24 protein-coding genes and 1 pseudogene are annotated in these 21,634 nt (G+C 52.5%); 3 read left to right on the top strand and 22 right to left on the bottom strand.

The window, feature by feature from the left end:
* Positions 1–6 precede the first annotated feature (6 nt).
* The 4 genes from PQG80_RS25885 to PQG80_RS25870 form a co-directional block, all read right to left on the bottom strand.
* Positions 7–771, bottom strand: coding sequence for an SDR family NAD(P)-dependent oxidoreductase (locus tag PQG80_RS25885; protein WP_271754606.1), 765 nt, complete (start codon positions 769–771; stop codon positions 7–9).
* Positions 759–3,548 carry a glycosyl hydrolase gene (locus PQG80_RS25880; RefSeq protein ID WP_271754642.1) on the bottom strand — a complete coding sequence of 930 codons (2,790 nt, stop codon included), beginning with the start codon at positions 3,546–3,548 and terminating at the stop codon, positions 759–761. Before PQG80_RS25880 ends, PQG80_RS25885 begins: the two co-directional genes overlap by 13 nt.
* Positions 3,549–3,619: 71 nt before the next feature.
* Positions 3,620–4,336 (bottom strand): FadR/GntR family transcriptional regulator, encoded by a 717-nt coding sequence (locus tag PQG80_RS25875; protein WP_271754605.1) that lies wholly within the window; start codon positions 4,334–4,336, stop codon positions 3,620–3,622.
* Positions 4,337–4,528: 192 nt separating this feature from the next.
* The gene (locus tag PQG80_RS25870) at positions 4,529–5,347 is read right to left on the bottom strand and encodes a DUF2935 domain-containing protein (protein WP_271754603.1); all 819 of its coding nucleotides are present in this window, start codon (positions 5,345–5,347) and stop codon (positions 4,529–4,531) included.
* A 724-nt stretch (positions 5,348–6,071) separates the two neighbouring features.
* Between PQG80_RS25870 and PQG80_RS25865 the strand changes: the two genes are divergently transcribed.
* Positions 6,072–6,770, top strand: coding sequence for a hypothetical protein (locus PQG80_RS25865; protein WP_271754602.1), 699 nt, complete (start codon positions 6,072–6,074; stop codon positions 6,768–6,770).
* Positions 6,771–7,261: 491 nt separating this feature from the next.
* Here PQG80_RS25865 and PQG80_RS25860 read toward each other — a convergent pair whose 3' ends face one another.
* The 6 genes from PQG80_RS25860 to PQG80_RS25835 all read right to left on the bottom strand — a co-directional run bounded on the left by PQG80_RS25860 (position 7,262) and on the right by PQG80_RS25835 (position 11,809).
* A complete protein-coding gene (locus PQG80_RS25860; RefSeq protein ID WP_271754601.1) occupies positions 7,262–7,525 on the bottom strand; it encodes a YolD-like family protein in 264 nt (87 codons plus the stop codon).
* Positions 7,494–8,018: a YhjD family protein gene (locus PQG80_RS25855; protein ID WP_271754600.1), complete on the bottom strand. Its 525-nt coding sequence runs from the start codon at positions 8,016–8,018 to the stop codon at positions 7,494–7,496. The genes PQG80_RS25860 and PQG80_RS25855 overlap by 32 nt, the downstream gene beginning before the upstream one ends.
* Positions 8,015–9,271: a DNA polymerase IV gene (locus PQG80_RS25850; protein WP_271754641.1), complete on the bottom strand. Its 1,257-nt coding sequence runs from the start codon at positions 9,269–9,271 to the stop codon at positions 8,015–8,017. Before PQG80_RS25850 ends, PQG80_RS25855 begins: the two co-directional genes overlap by 4 nt.
* A gap of 176 nt (positions 9,272–9,447) precedes the next feature.
* Complete coding sequence (locus tag PQG80_RS25845; RefSeq protein WP_271754599.1) at positions 9,448–9,672, bottom strand: LexA family protein; 225 nt, start codon at positions 9,670–9,672, stop codon at positions 9,448–9,450.
* Positions 9,673–9,815: 143 nt separating this feature from the next.
* A complete protein-coding gene (locus tag PQG80_RS25840) occupies positions 9,816–10,781 on the bottom strand; it encodes a fibronectin type III domain-containing protein (protein ID WP_271754597.1) in 966 nt (321 codons plus the stop codon).
* Between the two features lie 32 nt (positions 10,782–10,813).
* Positions 10,814–11,809 carry a fibronectin type III domain-containing protein gene (locus PQG80_RS25835; RefSeq protein WP_271754596.1) on the bottom strand — a complete coding sequence of 332 codons (996 nt, stop codon included), beginning with the start codon at positions 11,807–11,809 and terminating at the stop codon, positions 10,814–10,816.
* A gap of 174 nt (positions 11,810–11,983) precedes the next feature.
* Here PQG80_RS25835 and PQG80_RS25830 point away from each other — a divergent pair, with 174 nt between their 5' ends.
* Together PQG80_RS25830 and PQG80_RS25825 are read left to right on the top strand one after the other, a co-directional pair.
* Complete coding sequence (locus PQG80_RS25830) at positions 11,984–12,832, top strand: ATP-dependent DNA ligase (protein ID WP_271754595.1); 849 nt, start codon at positions 11,984–11,986, stop codon at positions 12,830–12,832.
* Between the two features lie 87 nt (positions 12,833–12,919).
* Positions 12,920–14,368 carry an ATP-dependent nuclease gene (locus tag PQG80_RS25825; protein ID WP_271754594.1) on the top strand — a complete coding sequence of 483 codons (1,449 nt, stop codon included), beginning with the start codon at positions 12,920–12,922 and terminating at the stop codon, positions 14,366–14,368.
* A gap of 35 nt (positions 14,369–14,403) precedes the next feature.
* On the opposite strand, the gene PQG80_RS25820 is transcribed toward PQG80_RS25825, so the two are convergent.
* The 12 genes and pseudogenes from PQG80_RS25820 to PQG80_RS25765 form a co-directional block, all read right to left on the bottom strand.
* Positions 14,404–15,375, bottom strand: coding sequence for a GH25 family lysozyme (locus PQG80_RS25820; RefSeq protein ID WP_271754593.1), 972 nt, complete (start codon positions 15,373–15,375; stop codon positions 14,404–14,406).
* Positions 15,353–15,739: a hypothetical protein gene (locus tag PQG80_RS25815; RefSeq protein WP_271754592.1), complete on the bottom strand. Its 387-nt coding sequence runs from the start codon at positions 15,737–15,739 to the stop codon at positions 15,353–15,355. Before PQG80_RS25815 ends, PQG80_RS25820 begins: the two co-directional genes overlap by 23 nt.
* Positions 15,736–16,116 carry a hypothetical protein gene (locus PQG80_RS25810; protein ID WP_271754591.1) on the bottom strand — a complete coding sequence of 127 codons (381 nt, stop codon included), beginning with the start codon at positions 16,114–16,116 and terminating at the stop codon, positions 15,736–15,738. The genes PQG80_RS25815 and PQG80_RS25810 overlap by 4 nt, the downstream gene beginning before the upstream one ends.
* Before the next feature lie 5 nt (positions 16,117–16,121).
* Positions 16,122–16,301, bottom strand: coding sequence for a hypothetical protein (locus PQG80_RS25805; RefSeq protein ID WP_271754590.1), 180 nt, complete (start codon positions 16,299–16,301; stop codon positions 16,122–16,124).
* Positions 16,302–16,305: 4 nt separating this feature from the next.
* The gene (locus tag PQG80_RS25800) at positions 16,306–16,581 is read right to left on the bottom strand and encodes a hypothetical protein (protein WP_271754589.1); all 276 of its coding nucleotides are present in this window, start codon (positions 16,579–16,581) and stop codon (positions 16,306–16,308) included.
* Between the two features lie 55 nt (positions 16,582–16,636).
* Positions 16,637–16,786 carry a CD1375 family protein gene (locus PQG80_RS25795; protein WP_271754588.1) on the bottom strand — a complete coding sequence of 50 codons (150 nt, stop codon included), beginning with the start codon at positions 16,784–16,786 and terminating at the stop codon, positions 16,637–16,639.
* Between the two features lie 55 nt (positions 16,787–16,841).
* Positions 16,842–16,949 carry a CD1375 family protein gene (locus tag PQG80_RS25790; protein WP_271754587.1) on the bottom strand — a complete coding sequence of 36 codons (108 nt, stop codon included), beginning with the start codon at positions 16,947–16,949 and terminating at the stop codon, positions 16,842–16,844.
* 1 nt (position 16,950) lies between these two features.
* Positions 16,951–17,472, bottom strand: a complete 522-nt coding sequence (locus PQG80_RS28880; protein ID WP_334219851.1) for a hypothetical protein — start codon at positions 17,470–17,472, stop codon at positions 16,951–16,953.
* Positions 17,473–17,474: 2 nt separating this feature from the next.
* Positions 17,475–18,323, bottom strand: a complete 849-nt coding sequence (locus tag PQG80_RS25780; RefSeq protein ID WP_271754586.1) for a hypothetical protein — start codon at positions 18,321–18,323, stop codon at positions 17,475–17,477.
* A gap of 3 nt (positions 18,324–18,326) precedes the next feature.
* On the bottom strand, positions 18,327–20,789 hold the full coding sequence (locus PQG80_RS25775) for a hypothetical protein (protein ID WP_271754585.1): 2,463 nt from the start codon (positions 20,787–20,789) through the stop codon (positions 18,327–18,329).
* Between the two features lie 11 nt (positions 20,790–20,800).
* Entirely contained in the window at positions 20,801–21,367 is a 567-nt protein-coding gene (locus tag PQG80_RS25770) for a putative phage tail protein (RefSeq protein WP_271754584.1), read from the bottom strand.
* Positions 21,360–21,634, bottom strand: a pseudogene (locus PQG80_RS25765) (baseplate J/gp47 family protein); the annotation flags it as partial. The gene PQG80_RS25770 and the pseudogene PQG80_RS25765, both read right to left, overlap by 8 nt.

Below are 21,634 nucleotides of genomic sequence, written 5' to 3'. Positions count from 1 at the left end.
TTCTCGTTACTTAGCCAGATAACCTCCGTCCACCATCAAGTCTTCTCCGGTCATGAACGACGCATCGTCCGACGCCACAAAGGCGACGACGCCCGATACTTCCTCCGCCGTTCCTTGCCGGCCCAGAATATGGAGCTGCGAGATCCGCGCATTCTCCTCTTCCGGATCGATGCCGAGCTGGATGCAGCTATTCTCGAATGCCTCGGTCCGGATGTAGCCCGGGCACACGCTGTTGACGCGTATCTTAAATTCGTTTAGATCGATCGCCCAGCACTTGGTCAATCCGCGAATCGCGAATTTGGTCGCATTGTAGGTCGCGAAGCTGGATTGTCCGATAAAGCCGCTCACGGACGATAAATTAACAATGGCTCCGCCGCCGGCCTTCTTCATCAGCGGCACGCAATGCTGGGTAACGAGCGATGTCCCGACGATGTTCACGTCCAGAATCTCTTTCCATTCCTGCGCCGTTGCTTCGATCCCCTTGAATATGAATCGCGCGGCGTTATTAATCAGAATATCGACGCTGCCCGACACTTCCGCGACGCGACGGAAAGCCTGTTCGATCTGATTCTCTTGGCCGATATCCGTTTGCGCAAAATAAACGGGATAACCGGTCGCTTGCCGAATGCCGTTCGCCGTTTCTTCGACGTCCTGCCGCAAGTCGAGAATCCATACCTGGCAGCCTTCTTCGCTTAAACGCTGGGCGATAGCTTTTCCCAGCCCTTGCGCGCCGCCGGTAACGACGGCCGTTTTCCCCTTCAGTCCTCGCACGGCTCTTCTCCCTTCCGAATCGATATTTGCAGCGTCGCCTTCCCGGAGAGGCCGGAGGGCTGCGGCGACTGGACTTGCTGTCTTTCCTTGCGGGCATACAGGCGTCTGTCGCGAATTTGTTGGATCTTTTCCGTAAAGTGCGGCCAGTTCTCCGAGAGCGGACTGCTCGGTTTGGGCTCATCCAGCTCCGGGTCGAGCATATGGTTAATCCACAAGTTGGTTGTTTTTATGCTTAGCGAGTTCTCGCCCTCCGCCAACCCATCCGTCAAGTCCAGCCGCCTCGGCGCTTTCCAGAGCACGCCGGCGCTATGGCCGTTCACGAACACCTCGGCCACTTCTCGAACATCCTCCAGATGCAGCCATACGCGCTGATCCGGCCGAATCGCGGGTAACGTTACCTTTTTCTCGTAATAAGCGCTGCCGCAGTAATGGCGTACGTCCGCGAACCGCTCCCAGGTTTGCAGCTGGTCTAGTTCTTGCTCGAAACGCGCTTCCGGAATGCGCAACGTCCAGTTCTCCGTGATGTCGATGGACTGGACGGACTGCCGCATTTCCGGCAATTCTCCGTTGTCCCCCGCCGCCGCCGTCGTATTCGCGGGAGCTTCGTCGAACACGACCATAAAGGACTGAAACGGCTCGAACGCGAGTTCCAGGCTGCCCGCTTCGCGTTCCGGCGGAAGCTGGATGCGCCGGAGGGTTCGTCGCGTCATCGGATCGAGCACGGTCGCGGATCGGCCTCCGTATTTGAACCGGATTCGTGCATGCTGCGCCTCGCCGCTCACGTTCGCGACAAAATAAACGTGGCCGCCTTTATAAATTCGATGCACATACCCGATGGTCTGCGCAGCCTGGTCGATGGCGCTTGCATCGCCCAACGATTCGATCCTCACATCGGGCGCCTCGGATTCCTTGAGCCGCTCAACCAATTGATCTTCATTCTCGACGACAATCGTCTTCCCTTTCCCCACGGTCCTCCATCGCCCCGTCTCGCCGCAGAACAACTCGTTCATCAGCTGCTCGAGGCTCGGATTGTTCGATTCTCTGCCCACGTAACCGGGCGCAGTGCGAGGGCGATCCGAGACGGCGATCAGGACGCCTCCTGCGCGTACGTAATCAAGCAAATGATAGGCGGTATCCAGCGGCAGACGGGAGACATGCGGCAGAATCATCGTTTTGTAGCGGTTTGCGCCGATTTCCAGTCCCGCAGCCGTCTTACGGGATAAATGCGTAATGGCCTCGTCATTGAGAAAATCAAAATAATAACCCGATTTCTGCACCCGATCGACCAGGCTTTTGCCGATATGCGCCTCCAGCTTCATCGCCAGATGCAGCTCGGCCAGCGGCATGGAGGACCAGATGTCGGCCTGCGGCAGATAGATCGCCGCTTCCGCATAGCTCTCCCCCGTCTGCAGAAAAGCGGACACCGTATGGATATAAGAAGAGAGGATCGGGTAGTATTCCCACCACGTATTATTATGAGAAATGAAGGAGGAGGCATAAAATGCCCAGCCCGGCTTTCCTGCCGATTCCGGCGAATAGGAGTAGCCATGATTGACGATCTGGTTGATGCCGTCGAGGAAAACCGCGTCGACCGCCGCTTTCATCATTTCCAGCGTTTCCAAGAACCGCGGCGTCCGAAGCCAGGTGAACGTCTCGTTCGAGATAACGGCGCGGCCGTATACATGACCGGCAGAGGATGCCAGCCTGCGATGCACCGTGTTCACCTCGTACTTGTCGTTCGCGCCGAACGTCTCGCCTTCCGGATAATCGGCAGCCGAATAAGCCTGCAGAATATCGCCCCAAGTCCCATGCGCTTGTATTCTGGTTTTGACTCCCCTGGCATGGCTCCATTCGGTAAAGTTGCGGAAAAAGTTCTCGATGGTGAGCTCCGAAAAGGTTCTGTAAAAGTCATAGCGGATATCCGCCGTGATCTCGCCTATATGCCCCCATAAGGCCGGCATGAACGGCGTCAAATCATAGCCTCTGCGTGCCGCGAATTCCTCGAGCAAGATCGGAGTCCAGTTGTTGCCGCCGAGCTCGATCGAGTCGCAGAAGAATGCGCGTATGCGTCCTTGCCCCAGCCTTTCCAACAACGGGTCGCCTAACTGCGCGAAGTAAAAGTCGGACACGTCCTTGCGGCAATGGTCGATGGCATAGCCCTCCATGCCCGGCGCCGGTATGCCCACCTGCTGCTTGTACATGTTCGTAATAAAGAGATAAACCTTCCAGTGGCCTTCCGGGATGCTCACCTTGTTCAGTCGGTCGCCCCACTGCCAGCCGTGCAGCCAAGTCGTGTCCAGACGATCCGAGATATCGACCAAGGTCTCCGCGAGGATCGCGCCGTTCTCGAATTTACCCATTACGGCTTTGCAGGGCTTGCCCGGCAGGATCGTCGTAAAGTCTTGCTCGTATTCGGAAGGTCCCATAACATCGACCTGGTAGGGAATCAGGATATCCGGCGCCATGTCGTAGGGGACGAACGGCCCTCCGAAGGGCCAGCCCGAGCAGAGCGTCAGGTCAACGAAGAGGTCCATTTCCGCCGCTGTCGTCAGCGTATAATCCAGCAGCTCCATGAATTCCGGCGAATAGTAGGCATGATTCTTAATGCCCTGGGCTTCGGAATCCTCCTGTAGGGGATACGTGATTTGAAGTTCGACCCCGCCTAACCCCGCTTCCTGCATATAGGCAAGCTCCCGGCGAATCTCGTCCTTGGTCACGGCCGCGCCGTACCACCACCAACGCGTGAATCCCTTCGCCTCAGCCGGCGGATGATGCAGTATTTCTAGGCAATCTTCAAGGTTTGAGATGGGAGGCCACCTGCCTGTCTGTTAGTTTAAGATCATGCCGTTTATTGGAACAGCTTCTCGTCCAACCGGTACAAGTCCGCTCTAAGAATTTCAAAGTGTTTGCGCATCAGGCGTTTTGCGGATTTCACGTCTCCGGACTTCATGGCGTCGAGGATTTGCCGATGCAGCGGCTCCGTCTCCCTGCCGAATATGGAAACGTTAACGGAATCGATGACGTGCACCGCCCAGAGGTTTTCAAGATCCTCGATCGATTGGAACAATTTCAGCAGGAGCCTGTTGTTAGCGCCTTCATATAAGGTTTTATGGAACAAATAATCCTCTTGCCGGGGAATTTCTCCTTGGTTTCGTTTCCGGTCGTATTCCGAGATGATGGCTTCCAGCGTCTCCAGGCAGGCGCTTTGGCCCTGGTTCACAATCTGCTCAATGGCGTACTGCTCCATCATTTCCCGAAGGTCCAGCATTTCCAGCAGCGACCTTTTCTCGAGCGATACGCGCAGCTTCAGATCCGCGATCTCGCCCAATATCGTTTTCTCGGCCCGGAGAAACATTCCGCTGCCCGGTTTGATCTCGATCATGCCATAGCCTTCCAGCTTTTTCATGGCCTCCCGGAACGAAGCCCTGCTGATCTGGAATTGTTCGCAAAAGAAACGTTCGGGCGGCAGGCGATCGCCTTGGCTCAGGCCGTTGTCCATGATGTATTTGAGGACTTCCTCCGAGATCGATTCATGCAGCCTTTGCCGCTTTAAAGGTTTAAGCAAGAAGCTCTATCTCCTATCTTCATCAAATTAGTAAGTTGTCTGACCAATTTATCGTAAAGATATGCGATTTTTAATGAAGTGTCAATCCATTTTTTTGTGGACAATCGGATTTGCGCCACGCGGAAAGCATTCGAAGGCGTTGCCGGGCAAGGAAAAAGCCGCCCCCGAAGGGGCGGCAATGGGCGTGGGGAGTCAATGCTCCAACTGCTGCAATTGAACCTTATTGCCCATTAAATGCTGCTCGAACATATCGATAATGTGCAGGAATCTCTCCGCTTCGCGAAATACATGGTCCGCTAACAAGGGGTGGATAATGCTTTTAATCTTGCAAGAATAGATTAAGTCGCGGGCCGTTTGCTTGAAATCCCGCAATGACTTTACGGATACGCGATTTTGATCCAGGAACTGATCGAGCAGGGGAACCGTCTGAGATTGAGGCCGCATCGAATCCAAATCTTTGGCCTGAAACAACAACTGATCGAAGTCTTGGCTGAATTCCCGCGCCTGATCGACCAGCTTCCGTTCCGACGGGTCCAGCAGATGACTGATGAACTTCGCATGATCGGCCATGATCCTCAGGAAAAAAACGTTCTCGTCGATAATGGCGTCCGGAAGAGGTTCGAGCGTACCCATATTCAATTCCGTCAGACGATTCCGAAAATAGTTGGCTTCTCTGCTCGTGTGATCCACCAATAACGGAAAATTGTTCGCGCCAGGCAGTTGACATCCTAAGATTAAACCCAGGATCTTTCTTTTAAATGCCCAGATGTGGGATACTGCGTTGTGCACCTCGAGATTAAATCGCATAATGATTTGGGGATCCGAATCTAACGGCAGCAGATGCGATCTGTTTTCGATGGCTTCAAAAACGGCATAGAAATGATTGGCTTCCTGAATCAGCTGCGTATCTTCGCACCTGAAACCCAGTTTTAAAAACAAGGCATGTTCTTTCATGATGCGCGACCAGAATTGAATCTCATCCAGTGAACGGGCTACGAATGCGTCCGGCAAACGTACTCCTCCTCCATACGATCCTTATGGAGACTATATTCACAAGGCTTGCTTCCATATTCTAGAATTCGTTTGTTAGTTCGCGCCATTTTCAACAAGCCGCCTGAATAGGAACGGGTTCAACTGAATCGGTCCCTTGCATCCGCTTCTGAGAAAATAAAAAAAATCCCTTATGGCTCCAGGGATTTTGTCATTTAAGTTATGGTGCGGTCGAGAGGACTCGAACCTCCACGGTATTGCTACCGCCAGCCCCTCAATTTGGCGGATTGAGAAATACCATACTATTTTATTTACTAAAAAGCCCGTAAAATCGGGCTTTTTCTTTTTAATCGTGATCTTAATTAATACAGTTTTTGATACTGAAATATGGTGTTTTCTCCCGCCTCGCTCCCACGCGGCTCCCACGCAGATTCTCGAAACTGCCGCGACATTAAACTAACTTGCAGGATAGTTTTAAGATCATTCGCGCTGAACCGTATCATAAAATAAAGATAATGTCAGAACTGTATGGTTCATGTAAGCGCGGAGCTAGAAGTGCCGTATTCGGCTCAGATCGTCAATTACATTATCCTGCACCGTGGGATCCGGGGAATCACCAGGCGCTGAACAAACGGTGCCAATAGGAAGACAGTTCGGTAGGATGGAAGGTTTGGAAGGGTTCATTAAGTACAAACACCTATTTATTGAAATATGAATAATGTGGATTAAGAAGGGAGATCGAGATATGAATCGTGTGTATTTTTCCAATGGATATCTTCTCATCCCCAATTGGCCCCCACAATTTTACTCGCAACCGTACTATAATAATTTAATTCCTCAACGAAGGGCCATGCAACCTGATACTCCAACTACTCCACCACTTACAAACGCATTAATTATACCTCCACCACTCAAAATTAGTATCCCGAAGCACTTCGATATACTTTATAAGGATTATCAGGAATATCGAGATCAAAAATGCATTAAATTTATTGAAATAAATTACAAATGTCAAGAGATTAACATCGGAGGGCAAAAGATTACATTAGGCTGTAGTGGTGAGCCGTCATCACAAGAATGGCCTTGTAAATATAGGCGAATTCTACGAATCAAATTAACGGTAAATGCAGTGGATCCTAATCCTGATACTCACCATCTATTAGATAGTCTAAACTGCTTTAAAAATGCACCAAATGCAGCTAAGAAGTTTGATGAAATTGTTTCATTAGATGCAGGAAGAGTTATCAGAGACGATACTATGGAAAAGGCACGACTTGATGCAGTGAACACATATATAGAAGAAGTGCGCAATTGTATACCAAGTGAGCACCGCAACTGGTTTAACACCTTGAAATTTAGCATTACAACTACGCCAACAATAATTGAGGATTTTAAAAATATTACTCCGGATCCACCACTGCCACCGAATGCGAGACCGAATTAATTCGATTTCGAAGCCTCGCCTTATCGCCGAAGTCCCTTGTCCCACAAGGCTTCAAGGCTTCAAGGCTTCAAGGCTTCAAGGCTTCAAGGCTTCAAGGCTTCAAGGCTTCAAGGCTTCAAGGCTTCAAGGCTTCAAGGCTTCAAGGCTCCAATTGTACGCTTTTAGTAATCAGTCCTCCACTGTTTTCCTTCATTAGAGTGCGACTCCTACGCCAAGATACGCATCTGCCGCCGATATCGAGAAAGATGATAAAAGCACTAGATTTCTTTATAGCCAACGTTCAACAATTAATTGAAATGATAAGGTAATGATTCCACTGATTGATTGAGCTATCGGGAGACGTTAGATCAATAAGAACATCGGCAGTCTCAGACGTTTAAATATCGCGTCTTGGTCCGCCGCTGTTCACTTTTATGGTCAGTCTAAAACTTAATTCTCATAAGCACCTAATCCACTTTGGTCTAAAATTTCACTCGACACCCGGAGCCTATTTAATCTGAAGCATTATCCACCCGCATGATATCCATGAAGGGTACCTTCGTCAGCTCGCCGTGTCGTTGCACGTGTACCTGTTTGGTACGTGCATCCATTTCCACGATCTTGCCGCGCACCGGATCCGCGTCCCAGACTGCGAGTACGACATCGCTCTCTTCTTCCTTTGCTTCGACCAGGCGCTCCCCGAGTTCTTCCATCTCGAACTCGTCTCGTGTCGGCCGCTTGGACTTATATTTCTTCACCGGTTTTTTTATTTCCATCGTGTCCACTCCTCATGATGGTTTTAATTTTAGATATGTACCCGCTAAACTTCACGCTGATCTCCGCACGCATGACCTCGCGAACAATGCCAAACCGCTCCTCATAACCACGGCAAATGTATCGGTGATAGATCACCAGATCAACCTGCTCATCAGCCACGATCCGGATCCGTCGTTGGCTGAGCTCGCGACGAAGGGCATATAGGTCTTTGCTGATCATGTCCATGATTGCCTGGGTCGCAGCGATATGCAGCTGACTCATGAAGTTGCCGGACAGCTTGCTATCGTCGATACTCCTTTGTGCCATCGTCAGCATGTGCGGGAGTAAGATGACGTCCCGGATCATGACCATCTCTTCCGTAGTCGGATGCCCGGCCGGCCGCGTTGGCTCGCCAACGGCCGCCGGCCCCGACCTCTCGGCGTCGTATTGTTCCTGGTGCTCGGTGAGCAGCATCTTGGAGCCCCAGCGTTCGTTACCGTCGAGCTTGCTCATTTGTAGTGCCCCCCGATCTGCTCTGCCCGCTCGCGGGCGACACCGCTCTCCAGCATAGACGATGCGCGCATGACTGCCGCAGGGCCATAGCGATCCTTGAGCCGATCGGTCGTGCGCTCAATGCTCGTCACCTTCGTGCGATCCTCGAATAACGTCAGCTGATCGACCGAGTCATCGGCAAGCCCGCCGAGTGTTATCGAAAGCCTGGCGACCGGCATGCCGGACCAATATTCTCGGAGCAGCTTCAGCGCAGCGGCCGCCACTTCGTGAGTGAGCGCTGTCGGTTGCTGCAGCTTGATCTGCCGCCCAAAATATGACGATCGTGTACCGTCCGTCTCGGAGGCACCGACATGTACCGTATCGCCCATCACGCCGTGACGCCGTGCCCGCCGGCATACCTCGATCACAAGCTCAAGCAGCACGACCTCAATATCTTCGAGCTTGCGGTAGAGATGAGCGCGCAGCGCTTTGCCGTGGCCGACAGACTTCAGCTTCTTCCGGATGCCGGCCACGACGGGACTTGGATCGATGCCTCGCGCGGTCTGCCAGTAATACTCCGCCTGGATGTCGCTCTGCTTACCCATCTCCCGGCGCATCCGCCGTTTGAAGTCGCCGAGCTCCAGACGGGCCACGTCGCCGATAGTGTTGAGCCCCATGCGTACAAAGTGGCGCGTCATTCGGGAGCCAACCATAAACATCTGATGGACCGGCAGCGGCCAAAGGTCTCGCTCGATGTTTTCTTGGTTTAGTGTGAATACGCCTTCCGGCCGCTTCTTCGCAAAATTGTCCGTCGCCGTCTTGGCCAAGATCTTTGTGGGCCCAATCCCCACCCGAGACCAAACGCCGGTCGAGAGCTGGATCTGCTGTTGGATGCTGCGGGCCACCTCGGCGGGCGCGCCGAAGTTAGAGAGTGATCCGGTGACGTCCAGGAATTGCTCATCGATGCTGTACGGCTCGACTTGGTCTGTGTACATCTCGTAGATCCGCGTCATGAGCAGCGATATCTGGATGTACGTCCCCATTCGCGGACGAACGACGACGAGGCCCGGACATTTGGCCAATGCCTCGCCGACGCGCTCGGCGGTCGTGACACCTTTGCCCTTAGCGATCGGGCAAGCTGCCAAAATGATGCCATTGCGCCGTGCTGGATCCCCGACGGCCACGGGTTTATCGCGAAGTTCCGGACGCGCCGCCTTCTCGATTGAGGCGTAAAACGACTGCCCGTCGATAAGAAAAATGGTCCGCTCAGACATGACGACGCACCGGCTCGGCAGCCAGAACGCGATCGGCCTTAAACGACCGCGGCTCCCCGATGCCGTGATCAAATACAATGACGTTGTCTCCCCGAAGTGAACGGATCGTGACTTGTCGCTGGGTGATCTTATGGTTACGGTCCTCGTAGATCATTTCTACAGCCCGGCCGATGTGCTTATTTAGGTTCATGGCGACCACCACCACGCTTGACGAGATGTATGGTTCGCGACCGATTGGGCGACCAACTGACAAGCCCGCATTTGCGCAATCGTTCCAGGTGACCGTGTGCCACGCTCAAAGAAATGAACGAAGCGTCTGCGATCTCCCGCACCGTCGGCGGATAGCCGAGCTTGTCTGTTAATGCCTTGATAGCCCAAACCACATTCTCTTTTGTCTCCAAGATGACCGCCTCCATATCGAACGTTTGTTCGCAATAATCATAATACGAACTAGCGTTCTCAATCAAGGACAAAAATATACCCCAGCTGTTATTCACTGGGGTGAAGAAACAAAACCGCCCAGCCGAAGCCAGACGGTCAATTCTTATTGAGCGGGATCGTATTCGTCTACATCAAAGTTGACGATTTTTCCGTAAACAATGTACTCGGCACGGGCCTTGAACGGCCCCTTGTTCCAGGTCTTTACAAACTTGTACCGGGAGGACTGCGTTGCAGAATCGGTCCAGTCGAGGAAGGTGTCCAGCTCGGTAGCTGACAGGTCGTATTCTTTTTCAGTACCGCCGACAAGGTGGATTGTTAGGAGCGCGCGGCCGCTGGATGCGGGAGTTGTCGGAGTGGCGCTCGCTTCGTTAGAATTGCCGCTCGATCCGCTCGAGTTTATCGCTGTAACTACGTAGTAATACTTTGTGCCGTTTGTCAGTCCGGTGTCGATGTAAGTTGTACCGGTAACTGCCGATGCAATCGTCGTATACGGACCACCTGCTGTCGTTGAGCGTTTGAGGACATAGCTGGTTGCACCCGAAACGGCTGTCCAATTCAATGTAACCGCGGCGGCGTCTCCGCCCATTGCGGTAAGATTAGCAGGGGCACTAGGATTCACTGCCGACCCTGGAGCAAGAGTATCAAATACATCTAGTTCCCAAATCCTCATACCAGTTTTAGGAATGAATACGACCTTGGAGACATTGTTCAATTGGAAAGCTAAGTTATTGTGTTGAGAGTTCTCGCTGTTGTTCCAAAGAAAATGCTCAGTATGTAAAAGAGTATTAGTGGAATCATAAAATTCGATATCAACATCCCAATTTGCTTTCATTTTGTACGATTTAATAGTTTTGGGAGAATCAAATTCATACCAAACGTAGTTTGCACTCGAAATACCTACACTAGTGGATTCATCGTTGTCCGTATATACACCTACAATTTGATGAACATAATCTTTTAATGGGTTTGGTGCGATAAGCCCTCCAGCATAAGCCGAAGCCTTCTCCGTAGTTCCGACAAACGGTATAAGCAAAGCCAGTGCAAACAAAATTAATACGACTTTCTTCAAATCCAACAACTCCTTACTTATTACGATTATTTTTAAACCGGGTCAAGTTCATCCACATCAAAATTTACTATTTTACCGTAAACGATATATTCCGCTCTAGCCTTAAAAGGTGCGATGTTCCAGTTCTTTACGAACTTATATCGGGACGACTGTGTAGCAGAGTCTGTCCAATTAAGAAAGTTGTCCAGTTCGGCAGCGGAAAGGTCATATTCCTTCTCAGCGCCGCCAACTAAGTGGATCGTAACAATGGCGCGGGAGCTACCAGATCCGCCTCCGGACGAAACAGGCGTTGCGCTCACTTCATTGGAATTGCCGCTCTCGCCACCTGTGTTTACTGCCGTGACGACGTAATAATATTTCGTGCCGTTAGTCAGGCCTATGTTCGTATAAGTCGTGCTGGTGATGGCTGTTGCGACCGTAGTATAAGGACCACCAGCTGTTATGGAGCGTTTAATATTGTAACTTGTTGCTCCAGTTACTGCAGTCCAATTTAACGTCACAGAAGCGCTGTTGGGAGTTGCAGTGAGCCCTGCAGGAACCGTTGGCCCTGAAGTTAAGGTAGTAATAAAATCAAGTTCATAAACTTCTGTAGGTGAATTTTGGGCGCCAAGTCTGATATACCTTATGTTTTTATTCTTATTATCTAACGCACTAGCCAAGTTATCGTATACCCAGGTAGTTTGATTGTTATTGTAGTATGATGCGAAGTTACCTTCGTAAATTGCCCCATGGTTAGCGTCATACAAAATAAAATGGTTTGTAGTACTAACGCTGACTTGTGAATAGTATTTCAACAAATCAGTAGCTTGTCCTAAATCGAATTCCACCCAATTACCAGCAGGAATGTAAGTGGATGTTGCAGGATCACCATCCGTTAAGTTGTTGGGATTTAATACAGCTGTCCCAGACACGGATGAAGGAGCCATCCCCCTGAGAGTTCCCGGCGAAGTCGGTAACGCAAACGCGCTACTGATTCCAATACTCGAAAACAAAACAACAAAAGCAATTAAAGATAAAAACTTTTTCAAACGCAACCTCTCCCCAATATGTAATGCTACAATCATACAAGGGAATTTAAGGAATAATAAGTCTGTTTGTCGACAAATATTTACATTACGATAGGGAGTTACAATACTTACCGGGATATACTGCCGTTCCCCTTTGCTACAATTGAAGGAACATCTAGAAAGGCGGCTGGCAGTATGTTCCTCCCTCCCATGCTACTTCATAAGCGCGAAGATCCCTTCGACGATTCACGCTATCTATTTGAACCAAAGATCGACGGGCATCGGCTTATCCTCTCGGTCAAAGACGGCCGCCCGACGCTTTATACGCGGCATGAGACGCTATGTACGCCGCAATACCCTGAACTGCACGACGTCCCTCTGGCGGATCTCTCAGATGCGATCCTAGACGGCGAGGTTGCACGCGTTGATCCCTTGACCGGCGCCGTCGATTTTGAATCGATCATGGAACGATTTCAGCTCCGGCAAGAGCGGAAAATTCATGAGGCTGCGGCTGCCTGGCCGGTTCATTTCTTCGTGTTCGACATCCTTCGGTATAAGGGCGAGGACTTGCGTTCCTGGCCGCTTACAAGGCGCAAAGAGCTGCTGCAGGAAGTGCTGCGGCCAAATGCTTACTACAGCAATGTAATGAGCGTGGAAGGATCGGGGACGGACCTGTTCGAAGTCATCCGGCAGCGGAAGCTTGAAGGGATCGTCGCGAAACGCGCAAATAGCCCGTACGTAGGCCGCCGGGATCCGCGCTGGATAAAGGTCATCAACTACGAATATGCCGAAGTGGCGATCGCCGGATATCGCCGCGACGAATTCGGCTGGCTCGCTCACTACGAAGGTCGCCCGGCCGGAATCATTGAATTCGCGCCGGCAGCTCACAAGAAAGCATTCCACGCCGTCGCTGGTGGACTGGTTACGGGGCAGGACAAGAACTTCGTTTATATGGAACCGCGGATACGTGCACGGGTGCGGTTTAGAAATTGGACGCGGCGAAGGATGTTGCGGGCGCCGGAGTTTTTGCAGTTTATTATATAAATCGTCAATATTGTCTTCCAAGGTTCGCCAAATGAATCCCCTTGTTGTAATATTAAGGTAACATATTACGACGCGGGGGACGGGCTAATGGATTCTAGAAGAGAAATTAATAGAATAAGAGATCAATACCGAGCTGGCCAATGGGTTCAATTTGTTGAAGCAATCGAAATTGATGGATTGCGAGGCTGGGCTGGTCAAACAATAAGTTTTAATTTTCCTATTGTTGCTATTGCTGGTGAAAATGGCTCTGGTAAGAGTACAATACTTAAATCTATTGCTTGTGCCTATGAAAACAGAGATCAAAGTAAAACCTTTTATCCTTCAACTTTCTTCTTCAACACACACTGGGATAAAATTGAAGGTGTAACATTAAACTATAGAATAAAACGCGGTGATGAAACCCGGTCATTTAAAATTTCTAAACCAACAGCTCGTTGGAGTTATCCTGAACATCGCTATCAAAGAGATGTTTTTATCCTTGATATTTCTAGAACTGCACCGCTTGATGCAACAGCTGGATATGCAAGAATTGCAAAGCTTGCGGCCGGAGAAACAGCTGATACTGTTATCAGTGAAGAGTACCGGACATGGTTGTCTTACATACTAGGTAGACCATACGAAAATGCTAGATTTGCCAAACCCGATGTTGATGTAAAAAGAGATGTCGGGCTCTTAAGAAGAGAGTTCGGGGAAATAAGTCAATTCCACCAAGGAGCCGGGGAGGATGCGACTCTCGATTTAATACGTTCCCTACAAAACATTCCTAGCTACTCTTTGTTACTCATAGACGAAGTTGAAGCGTCTCTTCATCCCAAAGCCCAACGCAGACTTATTAGGTTTTTAATATGGTTTTGTCGACAAAAGAAGGTACAAATTATACTGTCCACTCATAGCCCGTATGTTTTACAAGAGCTACCAAGAGAATCTAGAATTCTATTGCATCCAGGTGCCCAAACAATAAATGTTGTTTATGGAGTATCACCTGAATTTGCAATGAGTAGACTAGATGATGATGACCATCCTGATCTTCATATCTTTTTAGAGGATCGGGAGGCGGAGGTCCTATTACGCGAGATTTTGCTCGTAAAAGACCCCGAGCTGATACGATCTCTTGATTTTTTAATTGTCGGACCAGCAAATGTTGTCCAACTGATGGGCAAGTTAGCCTCCGAAAAAAAACTTCCTTACAAAGGTCTGGGAGTTGTAGATTCCGATACTGATGAAACTGTCGGAGTTATAAAGCTTCCAGGAGACGGAGCACCTGAGCGAGTTGTTTTCCAAGATTTGAAGAATGCAAATTGGCATGAACTCCCCGAGCGATTTGGTATTGGTGCCGGAACATTATTTAGTATTCTAGAAGATGCGATGTTAGAACCTGATCATCATGATTGGACAACTAAGATTGGAGACAGAATTCGTGTAAGTAAACAAACTGTCTGGGAGACTTTAGCTAAAGAGTGGGCTTTAAAATGCCTGTCTGAAGATGAAGTCAATCGTGTTTGCTCTGCTATAGCTGATACATTAATTGAAGAATGAACGATAGCGCCCGGGAGCGGATGCCCGGGCGCTTCTTATTTATACAGATAAACCTTTTTCGCTTCATTGTCCCAGGACATCATCGCCCCAAGCACGTCAGCCGCTGCCCGCACGCTGACGAACGCGACGTTGTCGATCAGCAGGAACGTATAAACGGCTTTGCCATCCATATACGGAAGCCTTTTGTCGTTGTCCCAGCGGATCTCCTTACCCAGCGCCTCTCCGAGCTTCCGGAGCTGGAGGTACACGTGGCCGTCAATCAGCCGCCCATACGCTGCCAGCTTGTCGTTGACGACGACTTTGATCGTATCCTTGCCATCGGGCTTCGGCTCCGTCTTTGGCCCGTACGCCGCCCGCAGCTCCTCCACCGTTCCCGCGTAGACGTTCAGGTCCACGGCGCCCGCCAGGCCCGCCACCTTCCGGCTGCCGCTCGGCCGCATGCCGCCCGCTCTGCCGTCGCTGTACTGCCAGAACGCCCACTCGCGCCAAGCCTGGTTGTTGTCGGGCGGAATGGACGCGCTGTACCTGGCGATCCAGAGTGGATAGCCGGACAACAATGGCCCGAAGTTAAAGCCGAATGTATTGCCGGTATAGACCAGCGGGCGCCGGCCGGTCAGCCTCTCGAGCTCGCCAAGAAATGTCATGGCAACCGCGTTGATCTGCGTCCTGGACAAGTTGCCCGGGTTATTCTCGTAGTCCATAACCGGCGGCAGGTCGAGCAGCTGCCCCCCGCCCGCAGCCGCGATCGCGCCTGCGAAGTTGGCCGCCTCCCTCTTGGCTTCCGCTTCCGTCTTCGCGTCGACGAAATGGTAGGCGCCGACCAGCAGTCCCGCGTCCCGCGCCGCCTTAACGTGGCCCGGGAACGTGTCGTCGCGGAAGGACTTGCCCTGAGATGCCTTGAGAAACACGAAGGAGATTCCGTCGGCGGCCACCTTGTCCCAGTCAACCTTTCCATTATGATGGCTGACGTCGATCCCCTCGGCGTTATTGCTGTTCCGTTTTTGCATCGATCGCTTCCTCCTTGGATACCGTCTCCGTCGTCGTGACGGCCTGGGTCTTTGTCGTCGTTTTCGTCGTCCCGGGCGGGTTGAGCGCCTTGTTGTGCATCTGGCCAGCCGCGGCCGCCACCAGGAACGCATTCGCGAATGCAAGGATGTACAGACGCCAGTCGGCTGCCGGCGCCCCCGCCGCGATCTGCGCCACCGACAGCACCGCCCAGGCAATCAGCACCGCGAAGACGTCCGTCGGGAGGCCTGGCGCCCAGCGATCCATGAGCCCCTTAAAATACTGCGTGATGAAGGACGTCAGCAAAGACGCCCCCGCCAGCGTGGCGAGAGCGTCCCAGGAAAATAGAGCATCGCCGCTTGTCATTCCGCGTCATCCTCCCGCTCGCTGTCCCGGCGCCGCAGCCGAATCCACAAGTCATATTTGCGCGTGTACGTCTGGTAGGCGAGCAACAGCAGGCCGACCATCGTCCCGCCAGTTACGATCAGCCACGTGAGGCGCTGGGCTGCATCCATGCGCGGCGTCTGCCACCCGAAGGCGACGCTCGCGCGGATCCACACGGCCGTAATCATCTTGAAATCGTAGGCGGCAAGAAAAAAGAGCATCGACAGCATAAATGCGCTGACGACGCCCTTTCGGAAACGCTCATGGAAGTACTTGCGATGAGCAGCCAAAACATAAGTGGCGCACCCCACCGTCACCGTGTAGACGGCAAGGAGCGCGTAATCGATCCAGTCCAGCATAAGGATCAGTCCCCTTTTTCGTATATAAGGTACTTGGCGAAGTTATTGCTCCGGATCTCCTCCTGCAGCTCGCGGGACGCGGTTCGATATTGGATGATCGCGCTCTTCGTCTTAAGCGAGGCGCGCTTCAGCTCTGATTGCTTGTCCCGATACCAGGGGGAGAGCCGCATCAGCCATTTCAGCATGCGGTCATCCGCTCCTTCCGTCTGGATCATCCTTCTTCAAGTTACTTACCACGCCCGCGATAGAACGATACGTATCTTTTTGCTCGATCAATGCCGTCAGCAGCTCGTCGCGGTCCTGCTCGACCTTATCGAAGAGCGCCCGCGGTACGAGCTTGCCGGTCACGACCATGCGCACGACATACAGCATCGTCACCAGGAAAATCAGCGCGAAGATCAGGGCGACGCCGTACTTCTCGGCCAGCTGCGCAAGCTGGGCGACTTGGTCGATCTCTTGGTTCATTGCTGCGCACCGCCTCCGTCATATATTGAGCCCCGCCGAAGCGGAGCCCGTCGCCTTACTCTCCTACTGGATCCGGCAGCGGCGTGCCGTCGATATCCAGATCCATCGCGGCCAAATACTCCCGAACCTTTTGTTGCTGCGCTACCGGTACCCGGTCGAAGGTGTATACTCCCTTGATAATGAGCGTTGCGTATACGACTGCCATGTCTACCATCCCTTTCGTTATTTGGATTAAAAATAAAAGCCGCCCTATCAGCCGCTTAAGCATCGGCAACCAGGATGGCTTGAACTTCTGCCCGCTTGTTCTCGGGCACATCGTCGATCGTCTTCAGACCGCGTCTGATCAGATTGGCGTATACTTGGGCCATATTAGCTCTCACCTCCCTCGAGAGCGGCGACCCGGGCCCTCAGCTCGTCGATTACGACCTGCTGTTGCATGATAGTGTCGTACGCCTCGGCGAGGCCGAGCATCGTATTGACCGCCTCTTCCTCGCGCGCCGTGTTGGCGGCCGTGGCTGTCTCGTATACCTCGGCGACCGCGAGCATGGTTTGCACGCTCTCAGCCTGCAGCGCGGCGACCTGGGCAGTCAGCGGCAGCTGATAGACGGGTGGCTCCTGCGGGTTCTCCGGGTCGGGGTACGTAAAGAGCAGCTGCGGTTCTTCAGCCTCGACGTCGACGCGGTAGCCGGTCGCGGTCATGAAGTCTTCGGCGTACTGCCCGTACTCCAGCTGAAGGACCCCGACGGTTTCCGGGTCGCGTTCCTTCAGCGCCTGATAGGATTCGAAGTCCTGCTCGACGGTCGTCTCGACGACGCTGCCCGCCCGTTCGCCCGTGTCCTGGACGACGTTCCCCGTCGCCTTGTCATAGTATATTCTTCGTCCTAATTCCATATTTAGGTCCCCCCGAAGGCGCGCCAGGAAAAGGAAAACCCATCCCATCCGCTGCCGAAACTTGTCGAGAAACTATTACTCCCAACAGACCATGTCCCTGTATCCGCGACCGTTGTCTGCGTTCCGCCCTGGTATATATCGCGTCGTGTAATCGTGTAATACTGCGTGGGACCGAACGCGGCGAAGTAGGATTTAGAGATATAGTAAAAATCATTACCGACCATAGGGGCGGTGTAAACTACAATTGCTTTTGGCTGAAAAGCTAGTCCGCTTGCGCTTATTGCACCTCCCGCCCCCAACGTACCGTTCCCGAACGCAGATTCAAGGCCGCGCGCTGTTCCTACCATCCCGAAAAGATTTTTACCAGCTAGCAGATTTTGTGGTCTTAGATCAAGAGGCTCGTCGTATATCCATCCATTCCCGTCATAATAACCCGGCGGCGGACGGAAAAAGACTCTCGGGTTTGTTACGCCGTTCGTCCCAGCTGCCCAGTAAGCGACCTCTTGTCTATTCACGTGGTCCCCTAAGTGCGTGGGCATCGTCCCCTGAATCCCGAATATCGTTCTGTCCGTCGGCCAGTTTTCTTTTACGAAGTTCGGGTCGGTCGCAATTATCGACCCGAATCCGTTTGTGTTTTTACCTGGTCCGTATACCCCTAGCGTCGGCTCCAAGACGATACTACCGCCCCCGTCCGCCTTGGCTGAAACTGCGGTCGAGTAAGTTCCCGCAGCAGGGTTTCCCCTCCGATCGGGAAGGGTCCCCGCGGCCTGGTAACTGGTCCCCGCGCTGAACGTCTTGGAGTCTGCAACGTCAGACGGTGCGGCGGTACCTGGTATGAATATTTGACTCATGGATTACACCTCCAGAATCGACGAGGAAGCGAATACGCGATTCGCTGTACTCGCACTTACAACGACCGATAAATTATCAGCCCCGCCATTCGTATTGACCATAGTCAACGGCAGGGAATAACTACCTACCGCCATATTTTGATTGTTGACGATGGTTAGCGTCTGCGATCCCCCACTATCTCGATGCCAGACTTGGACCGTGACGTTAGTCGCGGCGATTAACACGCGCAGGTAAACCCCGACCATATAGTTACCGCCGTTAGTGGGTCTTGTCAGGATTGTCGTATTCGTCGTCCCAATCGGGAATTCTCCGTTGGACATTCGTCCGACCAGATCGGGCGACGTGACGCGCGGGAGGGCGAGGACTGAAGTATCCGTCGTGTATACAGTACCTAAAGCTGCGGCAAGCAAATTCGTCGGTCCAGGTGTATTGTCCTGCGCCGCCCCAGATATAAGCACACGGAAAGTCTCGACGCCGTTCGACGTCGCTTGAACAGAAATCTGTATCTTCCAACGGCTATTCGTAGCATCCCAGACGACGTCAGTTATTGCGACCCTGTTTTTGATTGCGCCGATAGCTTCCGTGTACCGTGTTTCTTGGGCACTAATAGTTCCCGCGCCGGAAAGCACTATACCGAAGCGTTTGGTAATGGCTCCCGTATTGTTAGCGTTGTTCCAGCCGCCAAGTACCGTAACGTCAAGATACCCGACAAAGCCGCCCGTCCAATACAGGTCAATCTTTTGATTCGCTGTAGACGCCGCCGTATTAAATGATCCGACGTTCTTGCTGAAGGCATTGCCGTCCGTGTACTGCGGCGCCTGTACCTTGCCCGTCGTTTTATCGACCTTGAACTTCGCTACGCTCAAATTCGCGTCAGAGGAAATACCGAAGTTCGTACCGTCTGCGTTCCCCGCGTACACGCTCCCCGCCGTCGTCCTGTACTCAGTCGAGGCATTGGTTGCCGAATCGGTACGGGATAGCACGGATAGGGTTGCCGACGTGTTCACGGCGTCGAGGCGCTTCGCTGTAAGCGTGGACGCGAACGCTGCGGTTAAGTCCGAATTCATGGTTAGGACATCGCTATTCGTTAATCCGATATGGAATTGACCGTCGGACCCCGAATAGATGCCGTAGGTCTTGCCCGTCGGGTTGGTATTTACGAAGTACATGCCCGACCCCCAGCCGCCGCTGCTGGACGTCAGTTGAAGGGCTGGGGAATTCGTTGCGCCTCGGTCGATTGTGACATTCTTCATTGTCACAGAGTAATTAGGTGACATGAAGAGTGGGGATTTAGTGATGTCGTTGACGTCCCCGTTCACGTTGAACACAATAGAGCCGCTCGTTCCCGTTCCAATGTAGACAGGTCCGTTAGTTTTGGTGAACATAAAAGACGTTGCGGAGTCATCCAAAACTGTTCTCCATGCTCCCCAGGTTCCGTTATCCTTAATTCGATAGCGCTGGGCAATTGAGGCGTTAATAGGGGTATGTCTTTGCATGCTATAGTTCGCATTGGAACCCCACGCAAAATGTTCTAAATATCCTTGATTCGCCCCAGTCAATCCGGTAAACGGACTTCCTGTAAACTCGGACCCGACGATGTAAACGCCACTAACAGTTAGTGCGTTGGCATCTGTTATGACGGTTGGTTCATATTGATAAAACCCTGAAGCGTGCCTCCCGTCTAACAGGTCAGTGTTCAGGTTAGGGACGACGATATTAGACGTAACAATGAGCGGTGCCGCTCCTGTCGTCGTAGACTTAAACGTGGCGGCGCTTAGATCGCCCGATCCGTCGCGGGCGGCTATCGTGTTTGCGGCGACGCTTCCAGAGGCGTTCATATCATCCAGCAGGTCAGCGTTCAGGTTTGTGACTTTCGTCGTGGATGTGACCGTAAAGGGCGCGGTACCTGACGACTGCGTGGATACAATCCGGGCCGCCGTTACCGTCCCCGTGAACGTGCCGCCCGCGAACGTCGGGCTGGAGGTCGTCTTGACCGACTGGTCCAGGTACCCAGCGGTTATCTCAGCGAATGTTATTGCCGTCGTCCCCAGCATCACGACAGAGGCATTGCTCATGGCAAATGTCTTCCCAGCGTTTACCGTCCCGGCTCGGACATAGACACTGATGCCCGCCGCCATCTTGGCAGTGGTATCTGCGTCTGCGGAGCGAGTCCATGCGCCGGATGCGGCGAGATAAATGCCGTTTTGGCTGCCGGTCGTCTGATTCTTCACGAGCACGCGGTCGCCTGCCACAAGCACTACACCATCAACCGTCTGCAATCCGGTTAAGGATATATTTGCTGTAGTCGCAACACGCACATTTCCATCCACTGCCTGCATGGCCATGGCCGCATCAATCTTGTCCCAGTTGTCATTCATCATGGTCTGGATGTTAAACTTATCCGTAGGTGGATCGATACCAGCCACTTTCTTGAGTAGATTGAGCAATGGCGTATAGATCGGCATGTTGTCCCTCCTTAGTCCAAGAATGGGGCGAAGTCGCCCAAGTCGTGCGCATTCATTTCAAGCCAGCCAAGCTGCTCTACTTCGCCGATCGATAGATACCTGTATTCAAATTCCACGAGCAAATGAGCCGGTACAATCTCGGCGATCGCAGACATGAGGTTGTCGATGTTCGGCGGCATGCCGACCGTGCTGACAAATCGAATCGTAAAGGTACTGCTCGGCGCATCGAACGCTACGTCGATCTCGCCATTGTCGTACGCCTGCGCGACACTCTGCAGCAGCTGACCGCTGAACTTTCCGAAGCCGCGCAATTTAGAGCGGATGACCGCTCGGCGCTGCTCGATAGGTTGGCCTGCTGCCGATTCGATGCCAAGCTCAGTTTCCCACGCGTCAAGATCCCATGTGGCCATGCTGACGAATCGCTGCGCGAGCTGATCGGTGATATCCGCTTGTAGCTGGTCGAATTGCTCGCCACTCGCCTGCAGCAAGACGCGCATTTCGAGAATCGGCGCATAGTAGCCTGGCAGATCCTTGAGCATCTCTGCGCCGGCGGGCGAAGTAATCGGAAAATCACTCACTGACCGTCACGCCCCCTTTGACTGCAACGGATCCGGCCGGTACCGCGACGTTACCCGTGCCACCGTTGAGCGTCAGCTCCGAATAATCCTCTACACCGGGCACGTCCAGCAATACCGAACCGACCCGCGCCACCTTAACGCTCGCATCGGTTTTGTAAGCGATGCTGGCCAGGTAGTCTCTGAACGCCGTCCCAAAGTCAGCCTGCACCTGGGATAATGTACGGGACCCGGTCAGCACAACCTCCGCGACCACGTTGACTGTGACGG

Source organism: Cohnella rhizoplanae, assembly GCF_948329515.1.
GTDB classification, from domain to species: Bacteria; Bacillota; Bacilli; order Paenibacillales; family Paenibacillaceae; genus Cohnella; species Cohnella rhizoplanae.
This window is presented reverse-complemented; position numbering and strand designations above follow the sequence as displayed.